At 71.1% G+C, this 24089-nt stretch carries 15 protein-coding genes; 10 read left to right on the top strand and 5 right to left on the bottom strand.

Annotated elements, in window-relative coordinates:
* Nucleotides 1–130 precede the first annotated feature (130 nt).
* On the top strand, nt 131–1066 hold the full coding sequence (locus ACQEVZ_RS24450; protein WP_433370322.1) for an HNH endonuclease: 936 nt from the start codon (nt 131–133) through the stop codon (nt 1064–1066).
* A 6-nt stretch (nt 1067–1072) separates the two neighbouring features.
* On the opposite strand, the gene ACQEVZ_RS24445 is transcribed toward ACQEVZ_RS24450, so the two are convergent.
* Together ACQEVZ_RS24445 and ACQEVZ_RS24440 are read right to left on the bottom strand one after the other, a co-directional pair.
* Nucleotides 1073–1495, bottom strand: a complete 423-nt coding sequence (locus tag ACQEVZ_RS24445) for a hypothetical protein (protein ID WP_433370319.1) — start codon at nt 1493–1495, stop codon at nt 1073–1075.
* Nucleotides 1492–2409, bottom strand: a complete 918-nt coding sequence (locus ACQEVZ_RS24440) for a ParA family protein (protein WP_433370316.1) — start codon at nt 2407–2409, stop codon at nt 1492–1494. Before ACQEVZ_RS24440 ends, ACQEVZ_RS24445 begins: the two co-directional genes overlap by 4 nt.
* Nucleotides 2410–2618: 209 nt before the next feature.
* Between ACQEVZ_RS24440 and ACQEVZ_RS24435 the strand changes: the two genes are divergently transcribed.
* Nucleotides 2619–5963 carry a helicase-related protein gene (locus tag ACQEVZ_RS24435; protein WP_433370313.1) on the top strand — a complete coding sequence of 1115 codons (3345 nt, stop codon included), beginning with the start codon at nt 2619–2621 and terminating at the stop codon, nt 5961–5963.
* Between the two features lie 19 nt (nt 5964–5982).
* On the opposite strand, the gene ACQEVZ_RS24430 is transcribed toward ACQEVZ_RS24435, so the two are convergent.
* The gene (locus tag ACQEVZ_RS24430; RefSeq protein WP_433370310.1) at nt 5983–7536 is read right to left on the bottom strand and encodes a restriction endonuclease; all 1554 of its coding nucleotides are present in this window, start codon (nt 7534–7536) and stop codon (nt 5983–5985) included.
* A 151-nt stretch (nt 7537–7687) separates the two neighbouring features.
* On the opposite strand from ACQEVZ_RS24430, the gene ACQEVZ_RS24425 reads away from it, so the two are divergent.
* Genes ACQEVZ_RS24425 through ACQEVZ_RS24415 form a run of 3 tightly spaced genes read left to right on the top strand, consistent with a single transcriptional unit; the run spans nt 7688 to nt 11058 of the window.
* Nucleotides 7688–8200, top strand: coding sequence for a SigE family RNA polymerase sigma factor (locus ACQEVZ_RS24425; RefSeq protein WP_354889300.1), 513 nt, complete (start codon nt 7688–7690; stop codon nt 8198–8200).
* Entirely contained in the window at nt 8197–9552 is a 1356-nt protein-coding gene (locus ACQEVZ_RS24420) for a hypothetical protein (RefSeq protein ID WP_433370306.1), read from the top strand. Before ACQEVZ_RS24425 ends, ACQEVZ_RS24420 begins: the two co-directional genes overlap by 4 nt.
* Before the next feature lie 9 nt (nt 9553–9561).
* The gene (locus tag ACQEVZ_RS24415; protein ID WP_433370303.1) at nt 9562–11058 is read left to right on the top strand and encodes an IS1096 element passenger TnpR family protein; all 1497 of its coding nucleotides are present in this window, start codon (nt 9562–9564) and stop codon (nt 11056–11058) included.
* Here the strand turns inward: ACQEVZ_RS24415 and ACQEVZ_RS24410 are convergent.
* Complete coding sequence (locus ACQEVZ_RS24410; RefSeq protein ID WP_433370300.1) at nt 11053–11835, bottom strand: META domain-containing protein; 783 nt, start codon at nt 11833–11835, stop codon at nt 11053–11055. The two genes, ACQEVZ_RS24415 and ACQEVZ_RS24410, sit on opposite strands and share 6 nt — an antisense overlap.
* Before the next feature lie 303 nt (nt 11836–12138).
* Between ACQEVZ_RS24410 and ACQEVZ_RS24405 the strand changes: the two genes are divergently transcribed.
* Entirely contained in the window at nt 12139–14418 is a 2280-nt protein-coding gene (locus ACQEVZ_RS24405) for a S8 family serine peptidase (protein ID WP_433370297.1), read from the top strand.
* A 61-nt stretch (nt 14419–14479) separates the two neighbouring features.
* Here ACQEVZ_RS24405 and ACQEVZ_RS24400 read toward each other — a convergent pair whose 3' ends face one another.
* On the bottom strand, nt 14480–15430 hold the full coding sequence (locus ACQEVZ_RS24400; RefSeq protein ID WP_433370294.1) for a beta family protein: 951 nt from the start codon (nt 15428–15430) through the stop codon (nt 14480–14482).
* Nucleotides 15431–15507: 77 nt separating this feature from the next.
* Here ACQEVZ_RS24400 and ACQEVZ_RS24395 point away from each other — a divergent pair, with 77 nt between their 5' ends.
* Genes ACQEVZ_RS24395 through ACQEVZ_RS24380 form a run of 4 tightly spaced genes read left to right on the top strand, consistent with a single transcriptional unit; the run spans nt 15508 to nt 24056 of the window.
* On the top strand, nt 15508–17145 hold the full coding sequence (locus ACQEVZ_RS24395) for a TIGR02677 family protein (protein ID WP_433370291.1): 1638 nt from the start codon (nt 15508–15510) through the stop codon (nt 17143–17145).
* Nucleotides 17138–18364, top strand: coding sequence for a TIGR02678 family protein (locus ACQEVZ_RS24390; RefSeq protein ID WP_433370288.1), 1227 nt, complete (start codon nt 17138–17140; stop codon nt 18362–18364). Before ACQEVZ_RS24395 ends, ACQEVZ_RS24390 begins: the two co-directional genes overlap by 8 nt.
* A complete protein-coding gene (locus ACQEVZ_RS24385) occupies nt 18361–22815 on the top strand; it encodes a TIGR02680 family protein (protein ID WP_433370285.1) in 4455 nt (1484 codons plus the stop codon). The genes ACQEVZ_RS24390 and ACQEVZ_RS24385 overlap by 4 nt, the downstream gene beginning before the upstream one ends.
* Entirely contained in the window at nt 22812–24056 is a 1245-nt protein-coding gene (locus tag ACQEVZ_RS24380) for a TIGR02679 family protein (protein ID WP_433370282.1), read from the top strand. The genes ACQEVZ_RS24385 and ACQEVZ_RS24380 overlap by 4 nt, the downstream gene beginning before the upstream one ends.
* Nucleotides 24057–24089 lie beyond the last annotated feature (33 nt).

Genomic DNA, 24089 nt, shown 5'->3' with positions numbered 1-24089 from the left:
TGCCAACCGGTTGGTGGCGGTTGGTTCCCCGATCGGATCGGGACGCACCAACCAGACCAACCGGAGGCCATGCATACGTAGGAGGCGAGTCGTAACGCCATAGCGGCATCGATGGAGCACACTGTTCGCCGTGAGGGCTTACGTGGGCGTGACCGACGGCCAGTGGTACCGGTTCCTCGCCGAGCGCCCGCACCTGCAGGAGGTCAACTTCTGGCGTCCCGCCAGTGACAAGGCGTTCCGGGCGCTGCAGGTCGGCGAGCCATTCTTCTTCAAGTCCCACCACCCGCACAACCGGGTCGTCGGCGGCGGGTTCTACAGCGGCTTCGCCCGGCTGCCGATCTCAGAAGCGTGGGAGCTGTTCGGCGAAGGCAACGGCACCGCCAGCCTCCAGCAGATGCGCGATGCCATCAGCCGGTACCGGCACCAGCCGATCTCGCCGCGCGACGACCCGATCATCGGCTGCCTCTTCGTCCGCGACACACGGTTCTTCGGGGCCGACGAGGACGCCGGGCCGCCGCCGGACTTCGCGTCGAACATCGTCCAGGGCAAGGGCTACGACCTGGCCGACGGCGCGTACGCCGGCTACTTCCGCGACGTGATCCACCGCCTCGCCGGCCCGGCCGTCGAACTGGACCTCAGCGAACCCTGGCACCGCGCCGGACCCGTCTACGGCGACCCGCGCCTTCAGCCGCAGCGACTCGGCCAGCAGGCGTTCAAGGGCGTCGTCCTCGACGCGTACCGCCACCGCTGCGCGATCACCGGCGCGAAGATCCGGCCCGTGCTGCAGGCGGCGCACATCCTGCCGCTGCCGAGCGGCGGCCAGCACCGGCTCGACAACGGCCTGCTGCTGCGGTCCGACGTACACATCATGTTCGACAGGGGGTACCTGAGCGTCGACCCGAAACACCGGCTGCTGGTCAGCCCGAGGCTGCGCGAGGACTTCGGCAACGGCGAGGAGTTCTACTCCCGGCACGGCCAGTCGATCGCCGTGCCGGAGCGCGCCGCCGACCGGCCGCACCGCGACTTCCTGGAATGGCACGTGGACACGGTCTTCCAGGCCGGATGACGACTGCTACAGCTGGCGGACGGCGAGCGAGTTGAGCCGGGCGCCGATCGTCCGCTCCACCAGCATCGTGATCAGATCGCCCTTCGGGGTCTTGCTCACGCCACCGATGCCGAGCTGCGCGGCAACGGCGCGGAGGTCGCCGACCAGCATGGGCTTGAGGTAGCGCTCACCCTCATCCCGGGTCTGCAGGCTGGCGAGATCATCCACCACTACCGACATGTCCTTGGCCGGCTTCGCGGCGGCGGTCCGCCGAGCAGGAGCCTTCTTGGCAGGCGCCGCCGGTGCGGCCGGCGTGGCGGCGCCGAACGGGTGGTAGGTCAGCGTGGCCCGGCCTTCGGCGATGTCGACGAGCTGGTCCTCGGGCAGGGTCGCCAGGAACTCGGAGATCCGCTGCAGGACGGTCATGGAAAGCTTCGCGACGTCGCTCACGCGGCTGCCCCTTCGGCATGGAGGGTGTTGAGGAATTCGGAGGCCAGGGTGCGTAGCTCGATGTTGATCTGCGAGGTGACCCGCTCGCGGAGCACCGCCGGCACGCCGCGCGGTACGGAGCTGGCGAACAGGGTGTTGTTCTCGCGCATGTACGTGCTGAACACCGGCACGCCGAGGGCGCGCACCGAGTCGATGTAGTACTGCAGCGCCGAGATCGGGCGGCCGCCGTGGAACTGGATCATGGTGAACACGACGCCGGCCATGTTCGGGTCGATGCGGCTGTGTCGGGTCCTCGCGTGCTTCAGTGAGTGCTCGTTGTGCCGCTGCACCAGTTCATCGACGTTGCCGTAGAGGTATTCGATGCCCAACGTGGACAGGTAGTCGGCCTTCGCTGGGATCAGGATATGGTCGCTGGCGACGATGGCCGCCTGGGTCACCACATTGAAGTTCGGCGGGCAGTCGATCAGCACCCAGTCGTATTCCGCAAACGACTGGTCGTGCAGCGCGCTCGCCAGTGCGCAGCGGACTCGATAGAGCGCTGGATCGAACTTCTGTTCGATTCCACCGATGCTGCGGGCGAGCTTGAAATCAGCATCGATGAGCTGCAGATGTGACGCGATCAGGTTGAGTCGTCCGCTGCCCTCGGGGAGTGCCGCGTTGACCGGGCGCGGCTGGACGGCCAGGTCAGCCAGGGCGACCTTGGGGATGCCGTCCTCGATGGAGTCGAACCATCGCTTGATCGTCAGTGCTTCGCGCAGCTCCGAACGCCATTCGTCGGGCTGGTAAAAGCAGAACGTCAGGCTGCTCTGCGGATCGAGGTCGATCAGTAGCACGTTTTGTCCGCGTCGGGCCAACTCGGCGCCCAGGTTCGCGGTCAGCGTCGTCTTGCCGACCCCACCCTTGTAGTTGATCACCGAAACTACTTGCACCGAGGTAACGGTAGAGATGCGAGTGGAACGTCACCACCGACCGTTAAGACGAGCTTTCATCGACGCGAGACCTATGACCGGTCGATGCGATTTCGGGTTAGCTCAGGACCATGCGGCTCGAAGACCTGGTGCCCGGATCCTCTGTTAGCGGTGTGGTGCCAGGTGGCCCGGTCGAGGTCATTGCCGTAGCGCCGATGGGTCCGGACTCCGTCCGGCTGGTGTACCGCACCGAGCAGGGCGTGCTTGGCGAGCAGATCCTGATGCGGGTCAACGAGCCGGCGCTGGAGATCGTCGAGGTCCACCGCACGACGTTCGACGCTGACACCACGGACTTCAAGCTGGCCGCCGAGGCGATGCGGATCCGTGCGGCCGCCCAGTCCGACCTCATGCTCGCCGTCACGACGAGCGACCTCGAGCCGCTGCCACACCAGATCGAGGCCGTCTACGGGCACCTGCTCGACAAGGTCCCGCTCCGCTTCCTGCTCGCGGACGACCCGGGCGCCGGCAAGACCATCATGGCCGGCCTGTACCTGAAGGAGCTGATGCTCCGCGGTGACCTGTCGCGCTGCCTGATCGTCGCGCCCGGCGGCCTGGTCAACCAGTGGCAGGACGAGTTGAGCGAGAAGTTCGGGCTCCGCTTCGCGATCCTGACCGCCGACCTGGTGGCCGCGACACCGCCGGGAGAGTCGATCTTCGACGAGCATCCGCGGCTGATCGCCCGGATGGACCATCTGTCGCGCAGTGACGCCCTGGTCGACCAGATCGGCCACTCGGCCTTCGATGTCGTCGTGGTCGATGAGGCGCATCGGATGTCGGCGCACTACTTCGGCAAGAAGCTGCAGAGCACCCGCAGGTACAAGCTCGGACAAGCGCTCGGCAAGGCGGCACAGCACCTCCTGCTGATGACCGCGACCCCGCACGCCGGCAAGGAAGAGGACTTCCAGCTCTTCCTGGCGTTGCTCGACCCCGACCGGTTCGAGGGCAGATACCGCAAGGACGAGCACAACCTCGGCGCTGACGGTCTCATGCTTCGGCGGGTCAAGGAGGAGCTGCTGACGTTCGCCGGCAAGCCGCTGTTCCCGCAGCGCAACGCGTACACCGTGCCGTATGAGCTGTCGGAGCTCGAGGTCGAGCTGTACGAGGCGGTGACGGAGTATGTCCGGCAGGAGTGGGACCGCGTCGACCAGCTGCGCAGTGCCGGTGAGACGGTCCGCGGAAACCGGGTCGGCTTCGCGCTCACCGTGCTGCAGCGCCGGTTGGCGTCCAGCCCCGAAGCCATCCTGCGTTCCCTGCAGCGCCGGCAGGCCCGCCTCGAACAGCGCCTCAACGAACTGCTCACCAAGCCGACGACGAGAGAGCGCCTGCCGGACATCGAACTGGCCGACATCCTTGACGACGACCTCGCCGACACGATGGAGGAGACCGAGGAGCAGCTCGTCGACGCGGCCACCGCGGCTCAATCCGCCGAAGAGCTGCGGTTCGAGATCTCGGTGCTGCAAGGACTGGTCGACCTGGCGGCGAAGGTCCGCGCGTCAGGCACCGACCGCAAGTGGACCGAGCTGAAGCTCCTGCTGGAGCGGCATGCGCCGCAGAAGCTCATCATCTTCAGCGAACACCGCGACACGCTGACCTACCTCGTCGACGGGATCAGCCAGGCGCTGCCCGGGAAGAACGCCGTCGTCTCCATCCACGGCGCCATGTCCCGCGACGCTCGACGTGCCGTCCAGGAGCGCTTCACGTCCGACGCTGATTGTCTGGTGCTGGTAGCGACCGACGCGGCAGGTGAGGGTCTCAACCTGCAACGCGCCCATCTCATGGTCAACTATGACCTGCCGTGGAACCCCAACCGGATCGAGCAGCGCTTCGGCCGCATCCACCGCATCGGCCAGCACGAGATGTGCCACCTGTGGAACCTCGTCGCCGTCAACACTCGCGAGGGCGCCGTCTTCGAGCGGCTGCTGTCCAAGATCGAAGAGCAGAACGCCGCGCTCGGCGGCAAGGTCTTCGACGTCCTGGGCGAGGCGTTCGAGGGCCAGCCGCTGCACGAGCTGCTGCTCGACGCGATCCGGCGCGGCGAGGACCCGCAGGTGAGGGCCCACCTCGACCGGGTCATCGACGAACGCGTCGGCGACACCGCCGTGAAGCTCGTCCAGGAACGCGCGCTGCACCACGACCTGCGCTCCGTGTCCGACGCCGACAACGCCCGCCGAGACCTGGAAGAAGCGCGGCTGCTGCGTCTCCAGCCGCACTACATCGAAGGGTTCTTCCGCGACGCGTTCGACCGCACGGGCGGCCGCATCCGGGGACGCGAGCCAGGCCGCTGGGAGATCCCCAGCGTGCCGCAGTCAGTCCGGGAGCTGCGAACACCCGCGGCACCGATCAACCTGCGGTATGAGCGGATCTGCTTCGACCGCTCGCACCTCCGCGTCGACGGCGCCCCTCCCGCGCAGCTCCTCGCACCTGGCCACCCGCTGCTCGACGCGCTCGTGCAGCGGATGATCGACCTGTACGGGGAAGCCCTCGAACGCGGCACGATCATGGTCGACCGGCTTGACCCGACCGAGGAGCCGCGCCTGCTAATCGCCTTGCACGAAGAGATCATCGACGGGTTGGAGCGCACCGTCGCCAAACGGTTCCAGTACGTCGAGCTGTGGAACGACGGGCGGAGTCAGCCAAGCGTCGCGCCGTTCCTGGACTACGACGCGCCCAGCGACTACGACCGCGAGCTCACCGTAGACCTTCTGAACGCCTCCTGGCTCAACGGTGCCCGGCGCACCGCAGAGCACTGGGCCGCCAGCACGGACCTGCCCGCCTGGTACGCGCACGTCGGCGCGGCCCGGCGGGAACAGGTCAGCCGCACGCGAGGCCTCGTACAGGAGCGGCTGACGCAGGAAATCCAGCATTGGCGCGACGAGGTAGCCCGCCTCACCAACATCGTCATGCAGGGCGGCAAACCCGCCATGCAGCCGACAACGGCTGAGCAGCGCGCCCAGGACCTCCGTCTCCGGCTCGCTCGCCGTATGACCGAGCTGGACCAGGAGGCACACACGCAGGTACGCCCACCCGCTATCGCGGCCGTGGCGCTTGTCGTGCCGCAGGGCCTGATCGACCGCCGCGCCGGACGCCGGGAGGAGCCGGTCGCCGAGTACATGGAGGATCTCGCCGCGATCGAGCGCCGCGCCATCCGAGCCGTCGTCGCGGCCGAGCAGCGCCTCGGCCGCGTGCCGCAGGTGATGGCGCACAACAACCCGGGCTATGACGTCCGGTCGGCGGGGGAGGACGAGCAGATCGTCCACATCGAGGTCAAGGGCCGGATGGCCGGCCACGACAGCTTCTTCGTCACCAACCGCGAGATCCGCGCCGGCCAGAACGCGGACAACTACCGGCTGGCACTCGTCGAGGTCGACGAACACGACCCCGCAGCCGATCGCGTGCACTACGTTCGCGACCCGTTCACGGACGTCCGGGTCTCCGCCCTGGTCAACGGTGTGCAGTTCAAGTGGCCCCAGATGTGGTCCCGCGGCACCGACCCTCACTGACTCGCGACTCAGGCGTTCGTCATTTCACGATCGGGACGATCCTGGCCGGGATGCCGTGGTCCTTGCAGATCGCGAGCAGTCCGCTGCCGTCGATGAGCTGCAACGGCTTGCCGTTGGCGAACTCATAGCTGCTCGGGCCGTACCCGCTCGTGGTGATCAGGATGCCGCTCTTGGCACCCTCGTGCTGCATCGTGCCGAAGAGGTCCCGTACTGCCGTCGGTGGCACGGTCTTGGTGTAGAGCTTGGCCTGGATGACGTACTTCCCGCCGCGGATCGGGGTGGGGTCGTAGGCGACGCAGTCCACACCGCCGTCACCGCTGGCGCTGAAGACTTTGGTGTCGAACCCCATCCGCGTGAACAGGTTGTGGATGAAGTGTTCGAACTCCTTGGCGGTGAGTTCGAGCAAGTTCGGGCGCTTGTCGATCTGGCTGATGACGTCCACCGGATCGATGATCCGAGGATCGGCCATCTTGAACTCCATGACCGGCTGGACCGGCTGCAGCTCCTCAGGGTGTTGTGAGACATCGGCGGCGAAGTACTTACGTACACACGCGACCGGGTCGACGTTCGCGAGGACGAGTTCCGTGAACTGCTCACGGTTGGCCCGCAGCGTGATCAGGCACGGCCTGATCGTCTGGCCCGTCGCAGGATCGATTGCCTCGACGATGCCGTTGAACACGACCGTGTTCACCAGGGAGAGGCGTCCGGCGGTGAAGACGGTGTGCACCGCACGCAACGCGATCTGCGCGACCAGGTTCTGGTAGGTCCGTCGGATCTCCGCCGCAGTACGCGCGGTACCGGAGATGTCGTCCCTCGTCTTCACCCATCTGAAAGCCCTTTGATCGGGAACGATCTGGACAGGCGGCAGCCGCCACTCAAGGGCGAGCAGGGTGGACTCGGGGACGTAGCCAGCCAGGCGGTGGGGAGGAAACCCGGCAGGATCCTGGACCTGGTCGATCACCATCTGGAAATACCGGCTCACCGCGTGCCGGTCGTGGTCGCGGACGCCCGCGGCGAACTGATCCACCGAGGCGTTGTGCGCGTCGATCTCGGCCTGTGCGGCTGCCAGCCGTTGCGCATGCATCCGGCGTGCCTCGGTCACCCGACGCTGCCGAGCGGCCTCCGCCGCCTGGTAGTCGCCGACTGCTGCGGCGAACCTGCGCTCTGCCTCACCTCGTTCCCGCGCGTGCCGGGCGTCGCCCCCGAGCAGGCGCCCCAGAGCGCCGGGTCTCGCCGGCTCGAAGTCCGCCCAGGTGGGTGCCGTCAGAGGCCGAGCGTCTTGCCCAAGGTCGATTGGCATTGCCGGCGGGTGCCTCCGCAGTGCGGCGAAGTCGATACCTGTCGGCGGGTGCGCGAGCGCTGTCGCCAGGACACCGTTCAGCGCAGCCATCCGCCGCTCGGCATCCGCCGTGAGCCGGGCGGCCTCGGCTGATCGGTGCTGCTCGTACTGCTTGACCTGCTCCTTGCGTTGCTGCTCGGCATCTCGTGCCTGTTGCCGCTTGGCGGCTTCGGCGGCTTTGCGTTGTGCCGCTACAGCACGCTGGAAGTCCGTTGATCGAGAACCCGACGCCATCGCCACCCTCCCCTGGCTGTATCGCAGAGTAGCCGAGCCGACACGAATTCGTATAGACGCAAGCCGTTGCGAAGCCGGTGGTGACCCGGTTCCAACCTGGCCTGTCGTTGGAGGCATGTACTCCAATGAGGCTGGTCCTGGGAGGAGCCGCGTGGAGGACGAAGAAGGATTCCGGGAGTTCGTGCGGGCGCGGTTGCCCCGCCTGTCCCGGGCTGCCTACCTGCTTGCCGGCGGGCACGCGCAGGCTGAGGACCTGATCCAGGCTGCCCTGATCAAGACGGCCACGCACTGGTCCAAGGTTTCCAGGGCCGGGGATCCCGAGGCGTACGTGCGGAAGATCCTCTATCACGAGCATGTCCGCTCCTGGCGGAGGCGGCGCTTCCTTGAGCACACGACGGCCAGCGTTCCTGAGAACGCGGCCGTCAGTGGTGATGAGACCGGCAGAGCGGAGCTGCGGGTCGTGCTGGAGCAGGCCCTGGCCAAGCTGACCAAGCGGCAGCGGGCCGTTGTGGTGCTGCGGTACTTCGAGGATCTGTCCGAGGTGGAGACGGCGCAGGTCATGGGGACGTCGGTGGGGACGGTGAAGAGCCAGACCAGTCATGCGCTGGGGCGGTTGCGGGTGCTGGCGCCGGAGTTGGAAGACGTGATGGAGGTGTGGTCGTGACGCGGCGGCTCGCGGAGGTGCTGGGGGACGTTGCCGAGCAGGCCAAGCTGTACGACCTCACCGACAACGCCATCAAGGTCGTGCGGCGGCGCCGGCGGGTGCGCAAGACCGCCGTGGCGATGGTGACGATGGTGGCGGTGCTCGTCGGGGTGGTCGCGTTCGTGCTGCCGTCCGGCGGGCCGGGAAGGCCGGAGGGCGGGCCCGGAAGGCTCGACGGGGAGCCGTCGAGCAAGGTGCTGCCGCTGCTCGACGCGCCGACGCGCGGATCCCTCAAGGATGACGCCGCGTTCCTCGACGCGTTGTTGGATCGGGTCGTCGATAATCCATCCGCCTTTGGATTGCCGGGCGATCGCGCGCGGTTGCGGGTGCTCTTCGCCGGGGATCTGCCCGGGAACCGGAGGGTGGCGCTCGTCGCCGGGGTCACCGCCGCGCCGCGGATGGTTCACCTCGCCGCGTCAGGGAAGGCGGCGGCGAAGAAGCTGGAGCTCACCGGCTGGTCCGATGTGGAGGATCCGGTCGTCCGCGACGATTGGCGCAACGACAAGAACCAGGGCTACGCGCTGCTCTTCGGGCCCGCGGACTACGAAGTCTCGGTTTCGGAGGCGCCGCGGTACATGGACGACGGAACAATCCAGCGGACGTGGGAGCCTGAGCCGGCGGGGTACATCGTCCGCGACACCAGCATGTTGCCGCGTGGGCTGCGGGTCCGCATGAGCAAGGGCGACGTCGTGTTCTACGAGGCGGCCGTCGCCCCGCCCGGCACCGCGCGGGCGGAGCGGATCGACCCGAGCCCGCTGTACGGCCGCGGCAAACCCGCTCCGAGGGCGGCGCAGGTGGCGGCGGACGCGCTCGCATACAGCACCGGACTCGTCGGACCGGGCATCCAGTACGTGGTGCTGTGGAGCGACGACTTCGCGGTGCCTGACGGCGTCGGCCAGATCGCCACCGTGATGGCGGTGACTGAGCAGGGCGGCGGGCCGTACATCACCATCGCGACCGACACGAGCCCGGAACCCAACGGTCGCAACCACCCGACCGGCGCCGGCGTTTCGGGCAACCCCGAGCACACCGTGATCGCCATGCGCATGCCCCACTTCGACGCCACGGCGCCGGACACCCTCCAGATCGTGGCGCCGCCGCAGGCCGTCCGGGTCGACCTGCTGAAGGGTGAGGAGGTTTTGGCGACTGTACCGCTGAGCAACGGCCTCGGCCGCGTCGAACTGCCCGGCCCGCTCCAGCTGACCGTCCGCGCCCTCGACGCGCAGGGCAAGGTCATCGCGCAGCGCGCGTTCGCCGACCTGACCGGCAACCAGCCCTCCGGCGGCTACGAGCCGGAGGTGCACGGCTGGTAGAACCTGACCATGACCGACATCATGGTCCGTGCCCGGAAGCTCGCGGAGTGGGTCGGTGCGGGCGGCCGCACCGTCACGGCCAAGGGCGTGCCGCGGCCGGCCGACATCCCGGCGGCCGCGGCGGTCGCCGGCGTCGAGGTGCCCGCGAAGGTCAGGTCCGCCGCCGACATGGAAGGCCTGCACCGGCCGTGGACCGCGGCGGTCGGGGCCGGGTACATCAGCATCGACGGCAACAGGGCGACGATGGTCGACGGCCCCGGCCGTGACCCGGCCGACGCGCGGTGGGACGCGCTGCTCGCCGTCCTGGCGGTGGAGTCCGACGACCCGCGGCACGAGGGCGCTCTCATCGCGTGCGCCGAGGTGCTGGCCGCCCTGGTCGACGGCGCCACGCTCGACGACCTCGACGACCGCGTCGACGAGCGGCTCGAGGACCGGTCGCCGCGGGAGTTCCAGGCGGTGTACCGGGCGTTCCGGCGCGGCGTGCTGCCAGTCGCGGGAGCCCTCACGCTGCTCGCCGAGTTCGGCGCGGTCGATCATCAAGGGCGCCTCACCGCGCTGGGCCGCGAGACGGCCGCGCGCCTCGCGGTGCCGCCGCCCGTGCGGCCCGACCTGCCGGTCACCGAACTGCTCGCCAGGCTGCGGGACATGTCCGACGCCGATGCCGGGCGCGCCACCTGGCGCTGGCTCGACGGCAGGGACCTCGCCGCGACCGCCGCCGAGCTGCTCGCCGCCGCCGGAGCCGGTGGTGCCGCCGACCGGCTGGACGCGTTCGGCGTCATCGCCGTGATCGGCGACCCCGCGCTGCCCTTCCTGCGGCCGATCCTGGAGCACCCGATGCTCGCGGTGCACGCCCGGACGACGCTGTCCGACGAGGAGCCGTCCGAGGCGGACCGGTGCTGGCTCACCGTCGAGGTCGCCCTCGCCGAGGACGACCCGGAGGAGCGCTACCACCTGGTCGAGGAGTGCGGCGGCACGGCAACGATCGAGGCCAGCGACCACCCCGACCGTGCCCACCTCCTCGATCTGCTGAAGGCGTCCGGCCGTCCGGAGATTCCGGTGTACGAGCTGAAGGTCGCCCTCAGCAGCACGGTGTGGCGCCGCCTGCGGCTGCCGGGCCCGACGACCCTGGAGGTCCTCCACGCGGCGATCCAGGTCGCGTTCGACTGGGACGACGAGCACGCCCACCTGTTCGAAGCCGCCGGCCAGCACTACAGCGACGTGTACCTCAACCTGGAGGATTCGGAGGACGAGTCAGCGGTCCGCCTGTCGAAGCTCCTGCCCGGCCGCGGCGCCAGGATGACGTACGTCTACGACCTCGGCGACTGGTGGGAGCACACCATCACCGTCGAGCGCATCACCGTTCCTGAAGATCCGGGTCCGATCGCGTGTACGGCCGGCGCCGGCGACGCCCCGGTCGAGGACTGGAACGAGGACGACGGCCCCGACACCACGCCGTTCGACCTCGATACCATCAACCAGCGCCTCGCCCAGTTGACGTCCTCATGAGGGTGACGGCGTCGCGCGGCCGGCGGTGAGACCCAGGCCGGTGCCGTCGGCGGCGGTCAGCGTCAACCGGCCGGCCTCGATCCGGAACTGCGCCGTGCCCCGCAGGACGTGCAGCACCTTGTCCTCGACCGTGCCGGCCTCGGCGCACGCCTTGCGGGTCGAGGCCACGGCGGTGAACGTGATCGTCTCGGTGTCGACCGTGTAGGTGCCGGTGAGGCTGTTGCAGCCGCCGGAGCCGGTGACCTTCCCGTCGATCGTGAAGGTCAGGTGCGCGCGCACACCGGCCGGCACCGAGCCGGAGGTCTGCCCGTCGACCAGCGTGTCGACGGTCCACTCGGGGCCGACGAGCTGCGCGTCCGGCTCGGCCACCGAGCCCTCGACGAAGCTGACCGTGGTGCCGCCGCCCTCCAGCACCAGATCCGCGCCCTCAAGACGTAACTGCGGCCCGGCCTCCAGGAACGTCGCGAACCAGGTGTCCTGCTCGGCGTGCTGCGGCTCGCACCCCATGGCCGTGCTCATGATCTCGCTGACGACCAGCCGCCCGCCGTCGATCCGCGCAGCGCCGCTGATGTAGTTGCAGCCCGCCCGGAAGCCGACCTTGCCGTCGTCGAACCGCAGCTCGATCCGGGTGCCGGGGACGAGCGGGCGGCTCGTCGACTGCGACAGGAACGTCCGCCCCCACGGCCCGCCGCCGCCCGCCGCATTCTCGCGGGCGCACCCGGCCAGCCCGAGGGCCGACAGGAGCACCACCGCCAGCACGGTCCCGAAACGCCTCATGCACCCTTGGACGCGAGACCGCTCCTCGCGGTTCCAATGGCGAACATCCGGACAGGATCGACCCCGCCACCGCTGGCAGCACGGACCTCGTCCCTTCGGTTGACCTTCACGGCACGAACATCTGATCGGGCTGGCCGGGAACGGGTCATCCCACTTAGCCTCTCCCTAATTCCGATCATCCGTCTGGCGTGAACCGTCGATGTCCGCCGGGGTGATCCTCGTGGGGAGGAAACAACCATCAGCACGAAGGGCATGGAAAGGGCTGCGTATGGACGGCTTGTAAGCCGGCCGCGGCGCTGGGCGATGGTGGGCGTCTCGACGCTCGCCGCCGCGGGCGTGGTGCTCGTCTCGGGCACGCCGGCCTCGGCGGAGGTGGTCAATCCTCCGCGGGGCGAGGTTCTCGGCGACGCGAACCAGAGCCTTGCCGGTAGCTACATCGTTCAGCTGAAGAGCACCGCCTTCGGCGGCATGAACACGGCGCAGGCGAAGACCAACGTCTCCGCGCTGGCCAAGAGTCTGTCGTCGCGGCACGGCGGCAAGGTCACCAGCGAGTACAGCGCCGCGCTGAAGGGCTTCGCGGTCAGCGGTCTCTCCGAGGACCAGGCCGCGCGTCTGGCGGCAGACCAGTCGGTGGCGTCCGTCTCGCGCGATGTCCTGCAGCGCAAGTCGGACACGCAGAGCAATCCGGTCTGGAACCTGGACCGGATCGACAGCCGCATCACGATGCCGAACTACCAGTACACCTACCCGAACACGGCGTCGTCGGTGACGGCGTACGTGATCGACACGGGCCTGTACAAGGAGCACAGCGAGTTCGGCGGCCGGGCTTCGTGGGGCAGGAACTTCGTCGACCGGGCGCTCCGCCCGTCCCCCGACCCGTACGGTTGGAACACGCCCGAACACAACCTGCCGGAGAACGTCTCCGACTGTGACGGGCACGGCACGCACGTGGCCGGCACGCTCGGCGGCGCCACGTACGGTGTGGCCAAGCAGGTGAAGATCGTCGGGGTCCGCGTCCTGGACTGCAACGGCGAGGGCTACCTCACTGAGGTCGTCGCCGGCATCGAATGGGTCACGGCGAACGCGGTCAAGCCGGCCGTGGTCAACATGAGCCTCGGTGCCAATGAGATCATCCCGGCGCAGGACGAGGCCGTCCGCAAGTCGATCGCGTCCGGGCTCACCTACTCGATCGCCGCCGGTAACGGCGACGGCGACCCGTACAACCCGCGGCCGCTCAATGCCTGCGACCAGTCACCGGCCCGGGTCCCCGAGGCGTTGACCGTCGGTGCTTCGGACCAATGGGCCTATGGCGGCTTGGAATTCCCGGCCGGCTGGTCGAACTACGGGCCGTGCGTGGACATCTTCGCCCCCGGCACCCACATCACGTCGGCAATGATCGGCTGGCCGTACGGCACCGCTGAGCTGGACGGCACGTCGATGGCGTCTCCGCACGTCGCCGGCGCGGCCGCGCTGATCCTGCAGGCGCACCCGACCTACAGCCCGTCGCAGGTGCGTCAGGCGCTCATCCAGAGCGCCACGAACGGTGTCCTGGACATGGGGGCGACGTACCAGCCGTACGCGGCGAACACCACCGCGAACCGGTTGCTGTACATCCGTCAGAACGACCCGCCGAGGATCGCGTCGAAGCCCGTTGGGATCAACAACCAGCGTTTCGGCACGACCGAGGTGTACGGGCGTACGACGGACAACCGGATCGTGTACGCGTACCGGGCCGGTACGGAGTGGTCGGACTGGTCTGACCTGGGTGGCGACACGCAGGGTGACCCGGCTGTGCTGTACAACCCGACGTACGGCACCACTGAGGTGTACGCGCGTCTGGCGAACAACCACCTTGCCTACCGTTACTACTCCAGCGGTTGGTCCGGGTGGAACGACCTCGGGGGCGAGCTGGCGGGTAACCCGTCCATCTTGTACAACCCGAAGTACGGCACGACGGAGATCTATGCCCGGTTCGCTGACGGGACGCTGAAGTACAAGTACTACGCCAACGGCTGGTCCGGGTGGTCCGACCTCGGCGGCTCGGTCGCCAGTGACCCGGCGCTGCTGTACAACCCGAAGTACGGCACGACTGAGGTGTACGTCCGTACCACGGACAACAAGGTGAAGTACAAGTACTACAACAACGGCTGGTCCGGCTGGGTCAGCCTCGAAGGGAACGTCTCCGGGAACCCGGGCGTCATCTACAACCCGACCTACGGCACCACCGAGGTCTACACCCGCACGTCGACCAACACGCTCGCCTACCGGTACTACTACAACGGCTGGGCGGACTGGATCGACCTCAAGGGCAGCCTCGCCAGCGACCCGGGCGTGATCTACAACCCGCGCTACGGAACCACCGAGGCGTACGCCGCGACCGCTGGCGGCCAGACCCAGTACGTGTACTACTACAAGGGCTGGTCCGGCTGGAACAACATCGGCGGCGCAGCTGTCTCCGCGCCTTCGGTGCTGTTCAACGTGTCGAACCGTTCGACACAGGTCTACACCCGCTCCGCGGACAACCACGCGAACTTCGCGGAGTACAACAACAGCTGGGCCTCGTTCATCGACATCTCGGCCTAGACCCCAAAACCGCCCGGCACCCCTTTCACAGGGTGCCGGGCGGTTTCCGTTCCCGGGGCGACTACAGCTGGGTGAGTTGGTGGACGACGTGGGCGAGGTGGTGGGACGTGCCCCAGGCGCGCCAGTTGGTGGCGTTGCCCGGGCCGGGCTGGCCGGCGGCGCGGGCGGCGATCTCGGCGTCGCCCCAGGAGAAGTCGGGGCCGGGCCAGGTGCCTGAGGAGATGACCGCGCGGCACAGGTGGTACATGTCGAGGTCAGGGGAGCGGTGGATCTGCCAGGTGGTGTCGCCGGTGTACCGGAGGTTCGGGCTCGGGCGCCAGCGCGGGTTGGTGGTCTGCGGGTGGGCGATGCCGTAGTCGCCGTACTGGACGTCGGGGTCCTCGATGCGGTGCCACAGGGCCAGGTCCCAGCGGGGGATCTCCGCCGGGGTGTGGCGGGGCAGGATTGCGGGCATGGCGCCGGCGGCGACGGTGATCGAGCGCCACGGTCTTCGGTGTGCCCAGGCGAGGTACTTCCGCACGAGGGGCTCGGTGCGGGTGAGGTCGCGGTCCGACAGTACCGACGCCATGTCGAGCAACAGGTCGCACTGCTCCGGCGGGAGGCCGGGCGCCAGGATCGGCCCCTCGGGTGGGTCGCCGGTGAGGCGGACGAGCGCGCGGCCGAGGTGGAGCCGGGCGGCGTGGGCGGCGACCGCCAACTGTGCGGGGGGATCCGTCAGGTGTACGACGGGCAGCATGGGGACGCCGAACGCCGCGAGATCGTGGGCGACGTAATCCAACGGGCTGTGGATTCCCGACAGCGGCACGGCGAGCCGGTGCGTGTCGACGGCGATCAGCAGGCCCTCGGGCACAGAGTCCGCGACCTTCAGGCTGAACGACCACAGGTCCTTGCCCGGGCCGTTCGCCGTGGGGACGACCTCGAATACCGGCATGACGAGCGGGGCGAGTGGGGCGGCCAGCTCCGCGATCGCCCTGAACTCGCCCTTGCGTGCCTTGAGGATCGGGACGTACATCACCATCAATGGTAGCGAGGGGTAGTCGATCGGCAACGTTCAGTTGGGTCGGGTTGTGCGGCGTCTATCCTGTGCTGGTGTCCGAGGACCTGGAGCGGCTTGAGGCGTACACGTACCTCACCGTGCCTGAGCGGGGCACATACCTGGCCGTGATGCGGCTGTTCAGCGCCTCGCTGATGACCGACCTGTCGGCGCAGCAGGTGGTCGAGGCGATCGACGGGCTGCCGCTGGACACGGCGGTCAGCCGGCTCAACCAGCTGGTCGCGTGGGGCAACCTGCTGCCCAGCTCGCACTCGGTGCGGGTGAAGAGCATCGAGGAGTATCAGCGGACCCGGTCGCGGTATCAGCTGTCGCCGCTGGGGGAGCGGGTGCAGCGGCAGGTCGACGAGGTCCTCGCCGGCGCCGAGACGGCGCGGGAGATCAGCCGGGAGCTGCTCGGCCTGGTGGCGACCGGGCTCGCGGCGCTGAGCGAGCTGCTCGAAGACCCCGGCGGCGCCGACATGGTCCGGGCGCGGGACACGGTCGCCGCGGTGTTCGCGCAGTTCTGGCAGTTCCGCGACTCGGTCCGCGACTTCTACGCCTACCTGGGGCAGGTGCTCGCGCGGTACGACCTGGACGGCAGCGAATACAGCGGGTTCAAGAACCTGCTGCTGGACTACGTCGAGTCGATCACCGAGGAGGTGGTGCTGCTGTCGCCCAGGATCCAGCATCACCTGCGGCGGATCTGGCCGCACCTGGACGGGCTGCTGGAGCGGCTCGACGAGGGCGGTCTGGCGGAGGCGGCCAAGGACCTCGGCGTCGTCGTGCAGCGCACCCGCGGGCACTCGCTGGACGACTGGCTGGCGCTGCGGGCCTGGTTCGAGGACACCGGCGGCCGGCGCAGCGAGGTCAACCAGCTGCGCGACGCGACCCTGCGGGCGCTGCAGTCGCTGCTCGCCAACGCCAAACGGATGATCCGCTCCTCGGGGCAGGCCACCTCGCGGCGCCGCGACCTGCTGCGGCTGGCGGCCTGGTTCGACGCCGCCGACGCGGGCACCGCCGCGGACCTGTTCACCGCGGCGTTCGGCCTGTACGGCAGCAGGCACCTCGGACTGGCCGCCGACGCGGAAGCGGTCGTGCCGGCCACCGACAGCTGGTGGTCGAGGCCGGCGGTCACGGTGCCCGTGGCGCTGCGCGAACGCGGCGAGCGGGCCGCGCGCGGCCGGCCCGGCGGGATCGTGGACCGCAGCGCGCAGCAGCGGCTGCTGGTCGAGCAGGCCGCCGCCGCGCAGGACGCACGGGTCCGGGCCGCGGCCGAGCTGCTGTCCGCGGCGGCGGACCTGTCCGCGGTGCGGCTCTCGGGGCCGGCGATGCAGCTGCTGCTGGAGCTCATGGCGCAGGCCCTCGGCGCCGGCGACCCCGCGGCGGGCACGGCGGTCACCGTGTCGATCGATCTGGGGCTGCGCTGCGAGCTCACCGCCAAGCCGGGCCACGCACTGACCCTGCGCTCCGCCGGCGGCGACTTCACCGCCGAGGACCTGGCCATCCTCATCGCCGGCCACGACACGGAGGTCGCCGGCCACGGCGACGAGATCGCCGGTCACGACACGGGAACCGTCGGCCAAGGCGCCGAGATCGCTGGTCGCGAGCCCGACGTCGCTGGTCGCGAGCCCGCGATCGTCGGCCGCGAGCCTGAGCAGACGGAGACCGAGCGGACCGGGAGCGGGCATGGCTGAGCAGCACGAGCACGACATCGCCCTTGCCGAGGAGCGGCGGCGGGCCGTCCGGGCGCTGCTCGGGCAGCCGCTGCTGCACCCCACGCACGACGAGTTCCCGCTGGTGCGGCGGCACGCGGACTGGCTCAAGAGCTGGTTCGGGCAGTTCCTCGGGTACCGGCTGGTCGTCGAGGCCGGCTTCGCCCGGCTGTTCAAGACGGGGCTGCCGGTGGGGCAGGGGCGGCCGCTGCTGCGGGCGACGGGGCCGTTCACCCAACGGTCCTACGCGTACCTGACGCTGACCGCGGCGGTCCTGCTCACCGGGCCGGAGCAGCTGCTGCTGTCGCAGCTCGTCGCCGACGTGCGCAGCGCCGCCGTCGAGGCCGGGATCGACCTCGGGGACGTGGACCGGCCGGTGGAGCGGCGGGCGCTGACGACGGCGCTGCGGCAGCTCGTGCGGTGGCGGGTGCTGGTGGAAGAGCAGGGGACCGTCGACGGTGACCAGGAGGAGGCGCTACTCACCGTGGACCGCGACCTGGTGACGCACCTGCTCGCCGCGCCGATCGGCCGGGCCGGCAGCGCGGAGGAGTTCATCGCGACCGCCGCCGAGGCAGGGCCCGGGGGCACCCGGCACGCCGTGCGCAGGCGGCTCGTCGAGTGCCCGGTCGTGTACGTGGACGACCTCACCGCGAAGGAGCGGGCCTGGCTGCGCAAGGAGCAGCGCCGCGACGAGCGTGCGTTCGCCGACTACACGGGCCTGCACGCCGAGCTGCGGGCCGAAGGGGCCGCGCTCCTCGATCCCGACGATGAACTGTCCGATGTGGATTTCCCCGGCACGGGCACCGTCGCGCAGGCCGCGTTGCTGACCGTCGAGGCGCTGGTCCGCGAGCTCGCGCCGGCCGTGTCGCGGGGTGGGCCGCTGGCGGTCGGCGTCCCGGTGCCCGAGGGACTCGTCGAGCGGATACTGGAAGGGCTGATCCAACGGCACTCGAGGCGGTGGGCAGGGTCGTACACCGGAAACCCCACCGCACTGAGCGACGCCGTCGTCGACCTGTTGACGCAGGTCGGGCTGCTGGGCCGCGCGGGAGCGACGGTCGCCGACTCGGAGGCCGACGAGGACGTCGCCGCCGAACGCGCGGTCGACGCCCGCAACGCCCGCGGCGACGCATCCGATGGGACATTGGTGTTGCTGGCGGCCGCCGCCCGGTATGCGGTGCTCGAGAGCGAGGGGCAGAGGTGACGCGGTTCCAGTTGCATCGGGCCGGCATCTGCAACGTCTGGCAGTACGGCGAGCAGATCTTCCAGTTCGAGGACGGCCGGCTGCTGCTGCGCGGCAAGAACGGCGCGGGCAAGTCGAAGGCGCTGGAGATGCTGCTGCCGTTCCTGCTCGACGGGGACGTGAAACGGCTCGACGCGACCGGCGCCGGCAAGACCACGTTCCGGTGGCTGATGGGCGAGGGCGCCACCGGCGTCAACCGGCAGGGGTTCCTGTGGCTGGAGCTGCGGCGCCAGGCGGAGGACGGCAGCGAGCGGCACCTGACGCTCGGCGCGGTCGTGCGCTGGTCCTCCGCGACGGGCGAGGCGCGGCTGCAGTACTTCATCACGCCGCTGCGCGTCGGGGTCGATGTCGCGCTCGTCGTCGACGGGCAGCCGCTGCCGCTGGAGCGGTTGCGGGAGCGGCTCGGCGACGGCGCCGTCATCGCCGGCGCGCGCGACTACCGGGCCCGCGTCGGGCGGGAACTGTTCGGCGTCAACGACGCCGGCCGCTACCAGAATCTCGTGCACCTGCTGTACCGGCTGCGCAGGCCGACGATCGGAGACCGGATCGAGGCCGGCCAGCTCGCGACCGAGCTCGGCGAGGCGCTGCCGCCGCTGGACGACGACGTGCTCGACTCGGTCGCGCACAACCTCGACGACCTGGAGACCGTCCGCGAGGACCTCGGCCGGCTCGAACGCACCCACGGCGCGCTCGCCGACCTCATGACCGGCTACCGCGGCTACCTGCAGGGCGAGCTGCGCGCCCGCGTCGGCGCCGTCCAGCAGGCACTGCAGGAGCTGCGCGACCGGCGGCGGCAGGCCGGCCAGCAGGAGCGGCAGGTGTCCGCCGCCGTCGACGAGGAGCGGGTCGCCGCCGCCGCGGCCGACGCGCTGGAGCTGGCTGGGCGGGAGGCGCGGGCGGAGCTCACCGCCGTGCGGGACAGCGCCGCGTACCGGGCGGTGCGCGACCTGGCCCAACGCCGCCAGGCGGTGCAGGCGCTGCAGTCCGCGGCCCGGGCCACCGCCAGCCAGGCGGCCGCCGAGGAGCGCAACCTCGGCAACCTCGTCGCCCGGTTCGACGACGAGTCCGACCGCATCGCGGCGGCGTCCACGCGTCTGCGGGAGGACCACGGCCGGCTCCGCGACGTCGCCGGCGAGGCCGGGCTGGACGTCGGCCACCTCGGTGTGGCACCGGCGCTGCGGCACACGGCCGTCGCCGGTCTCCAGGTCCGCGCCGTCGACGTGCGGGAGGCCTCGCGGGACCTCGGGGCGTACCGCGACCAGAGCAGGCAGGCCGAGGCGGCGGTGGCGGCCCGCCGGCGCGCGGTCGCCGACCTGCAGGACCTGATCCGCCGCGCGACCCGCGCCGCCGAGCAGGCCACCCGCGCCGCCGGCGACGCCGAACTGCTCGACGGCCAGCTCGGCACCGCCCGCGAGCGTCTGGACGAGCTCGCCGCCCTGCTGCAGGCGGCGGCCGACGCCTACTCGACCGCCGTGCAGCGCTGGACCGAGGACCCGCTCGTGGCCGCGGCCGGGATCGATGCGGCGCCGGTGCTCCTCGCTGAGTCCCCGGCGTCGGTACGGGAGGCGGCCGAAGCCTGCCTGGCCCCGGTCCGTGCCGCCCTGGAGCGTCGCCGCGACACGCTGCTGCACGGACGCACCCGGGCGGCGGACCGGCTCGCGGCCGTCCGCGCCGAGCATCAGGAGTGGGCGGCGAAGACGGATCCGTCACCGCCCAGGTCCCGGTTCGCTCACGCTGCCGCCGACCGGCCGCTGTACCGGCTGGTCGACTTCGCAGACGGACTCGACGCCACGCGACGGGCCTTGATCGAGGCGGCGCTGGAGGCCAGCGGCCTGCTCGACGGGGAGGTCACCGCCGCCGGCACCCTCGTCGCGCCCGGCACCGGCGAGGTGCTGCTGCGCCCCGGTCCGCCCGTCAAGGACCCGCTGCTCGGCACGGCGCTCGTGCCGGTCCCCGGCGCCGACGAGGTGACCGCTCTCCTGGCCGCCATCGGCTTCCGCGCGTCCGCCGCGTCCATGGAGGAGGCTGGCGCCACTGTCGGTTTCCGCGCGTCCGCCGCGTCCATGGACGAGGCAGGCGCCGCCGTCGGTTTCCGTGCGGCTGCCGCGCCCGTGGAGGAGGCCGGCGCGTCCGCCGCGCCCGTGGACCAGGCCGGCGCGTCCGCCGCGCCCGTGGACCAGGTTGGCGCGTCCGCCGCGCCCGTGGACCAGGTTGGCGCCGGCGGCGCTAATCCCGGGGGCGGGGTGGACGGCGTTCCCGCGAATGGGGCAGGTGCCAGCGGTGTTGCTGTGGGCGCTGTCGCTGGGGCTGACAGCATTCCCGCTGATGGAGCGGGCGCTGCCACCGGCGTTCCCGCGGCCGCCGGCTGCGGGGCTGGAGCGGCCGGCACTTCCGCGGGCGTCGCCGTGGCCGGCGCAGGCGCCCCGGCCACGACCGGCGCCGCCGATGACGCCGGCAGCTGGATCGGGGCGGACGGGAGCTGGCGGCTCGGGGTGGCGCACGGGGCGTGGCGGAAGCCGGCGGCCGAGTACGTCGGAGCGGCGAACCGTGCCGCCCTGCGCGCCCGGCGGCTCGCCGAGCTGCAGGCGCAGATCGACGAAGGTGTCGCCGCACTCGACGGGATCGACCGGGAGCTCGCCGAGGTCGCGACCCTGCGCCGCGAGCTCGACCGGCTCCTCGCCGCGCTTCCCGACGCGGAGCCGCTGCGCACCGCACAGGCCAGGCGCGACGAGGGGCAGGCCGCCGTCACCGCGCTGACCGCGCAGGTCGCCGACGCGCGGCGGCGGGCCCGCGACCTCGCCACCGAGGCGACCGCGCAGCGCCGCAAGGTCGCCGCCGCCGCCGACGCGCACCTCCTGCCGGGCGACCCGGATGACCTGACCCGCGTCGACGGCCGGCTGCGGCGGCTCGCCGACGAGCTGCCCCGGCACCGCCGCGACACGGATGGCCTCCTGGAACTGCTGCACCGCTCCACGGCGCACCTCGACGGCATCACCGCGGCCCGGCAGCGGGTCGACGAGGCGGCCGAAGCGGCGACGGCCGCGGCCACCGAGCACGCCGAGGCGGCCGCCGAGCTGGCCGTGTTGCAGGAGTCGCTGCACGCCGACGCGGCCGAGGTCATGGCCCGGGAGGCCGCCGCCGAGTCGAGGCTGCGCGACGCGGAGCAGCGCCTGCCGACGCTGCGGAGCCAGTACCAGAGCAGCCGCGACCGGCGGATCACCGCGGAGCACGCCCGTGACGAGGCGCGAGACCGGCTCGCCGACCAGGAGCGCGTCGCGCTGCAGGCCGGCACCGCACTGCCACGGATCATGACGCTGCCGGGCGTCGCCGCCGCGCTGGACCTCGGTGAGGACATCGCGGTGCCGCCGGACGTCGCCGAGACACCCCGCGAACGCATCGCCCGGCTCGACGGGCTCGCCGCGAAGCTCGCCGACGCGCTCGGCCCGCGGCGGACCGACGTCGGCGAGAACGCGCTGCACCTCAAGTACATCGACGTGCGCGGTCGGCTCGCCGGCGGGTACGACCTGATCTGGGAGAACCGCGACGGCGTCAAGGTCGTCGAGATCGCCGACGACATCGGCCAGCACCCGGTCGCGCACGCCACCGCCCGCCTCGGCGCCGAGCTCGAACAGAAGCGGACGGCGGTCGCGGACCGGGAGCGGCAGGCGTTCGAGCGGTTCCTGCTCGGCGAGCTCGGCGACGCGCTCACCCGGCAGATCCTCGCCGCCGAGACGCTCGTCAACGGCATGAACGCCACTCTCGCCCAGGTCCGCACCTCGCACGGCCTCGGCGCCCGGCTCGTGTGGTCGCTGCGCGCCGACGCGGACGCCGACACCCGCGCGGCCGTCGGGCTGCTCAGGACGCCGCTCGCGCTGCGGACCCGGGAGCAGAACGACCGGCTCCGCGAGGTCCTCGCCCGCCGGGTCGACGACGCCCGCCGCGGCGACCCGTCCGCGGGTTACGCCGTGCACCTGCGGGCCGCGCTGGACTACCGGCAGTGGTTCACGTTCACCGTCAAGGTCACCGACCAGGCGAACCCGGACCGGGAGCGGACCCTGTCGGCGCGCACCGCCATGTCGCAGGGCGAGCAGCGGGTCGTGTCCTACCTGGTGCTGTTCGCCGCCGCCGCGGCCCACTTCTCCTCCGTCGGCGACGCCCACCCGCCGGCGCCGCGGCTCATCCTGCTCGACGACGCGTTCGCCAAGGTCGACGAGCCCACGCACGGCCGCCTGCTGGGCCTGCTCGTCGCCCTCGACCTCGACGCCGTCCTCACCAGCGAACGGCTGTGGGGCTGCTTCCCGGAGGTGCCGTCACTCGGCATCTACGAGTGCCTCCGCGACCCTGCTCAGCCCGGCGTCGCCACCCTGCACTTCCGCTGGGACGGCAGCCGCCGCACGGTCCTGCCCGCATGATCCCGCCGACCACGCTGCAGTGGCTGCGCTCGCCGTCGCTGGCTCCACTGTGGACCTCGCTGCGCGGGCGGCTGCAGCGCAACGGCCGCCGGGCCGAGGGGCGGCTGACCGTCCACTGTGGCTCCCCGCAGGACCGCGACGCCATCGGGCAGCTGCTGGGCCGGGCCGTCGGCGCCTCGGTCACCGTCGACCTCGCCGCCCTCGACCGCCTGCTGCGCTCCAGCGCCGCCGGCACGGGTCTCGTCGAGGTCGTCGAGGCGGTGACCGGCCCGATCCCCGACCGCCGCGCCGCCGCGGCCGCCGAACGGGACCGGCGAGCCTCGTTACGTGGACAGGTCCTCGCCACCGCGTCCGAGGCCGGCCTCGACGGCCAGGAGTGGGTGACCGACTGGCTCGACGGCGTCTGGCGCAGCGGCATCATCGGCCGCCTGCCGTCACCCTCGGCGCTGACCCAGGCCGTGACGGTGCTGGGCCTGGTCCTCGGGGACACGTCGCGGCTGTGGTCCCGGGGTGAGCTCGCCGAGCAGGTCACCGGCACCGCCCACGGCCTCGACGACGACACGCTGCTCAACCGCCTCGTGCTCCGGGGGATCACCCTGGCGACCGCCTCCGCGCCGCCCTCCTCCGCAGTCGAGCGCCGGTCGCTGTGGGAGTCCGTCGGCGTGGCCGGCGACACCGTGGCGACCACCGTCCTCACGTACGGCCTGTGCCCGCTCGGCGACGGCTTCCCGGCCGGCCACCTGCGCGACCGGGCCTCCCATCACGCCGAAGCGCACCTCACCCTGCGCGACCTGCGCCGGCTGCTGCCACTGGCCCTGGAACCGCAGACCGTGTACGTGTGCGAGAACCCGCGCATCCTGGAAGCCGCCGCACAACTCGCGCTGCCCGCCGCGATGGTCTGCACCCTCGGCAACCCGACCGTGGTCACCCTCGCCCTCCTCGACGCCCTCGCCGCGCTCGACGGCGTCCAGCTGCGGTACCACGGCGACTTCGACTGGCCGGGCGTCGCCATCGCAGGCCGCGTCATGCGCCGCACCGGCGCGTTCCCGTGGCGCTTCGGCGCCGCCGACTACCAGGCCGCGGTGCTTGCCACCCGCGACCCGCAGACCCCACCCCACCGCCTGACCGGCACGCCCGCCGCCACCTGGTGGGACCCGGGCCTCGCGACAGCCATGCACCAGGAAGACGCCGCCGTCCACGAGGAACGCCTCACCGACACCCTGCTCGCGGATCTCGGGTAAACCGGCACGCGCCCATGGGCGTCTTTGTTCCCG

It is taken from the genome of Dactylosporangium sp. CA-152071 (assembly GCF_050936335.1).
Classification (GTDB): Bacteria; Actinomycetota; Actinomycetes; order Mycobacteriales; family Micromonosporaceae; genus Dactylosporangium; species Dactylosporangium maewongense.
The sequence above is the reverse complement of the archived record's forward strand: the minus strand, read 5'-3'. Positions and strand labels throughout refer to the sequence as shown.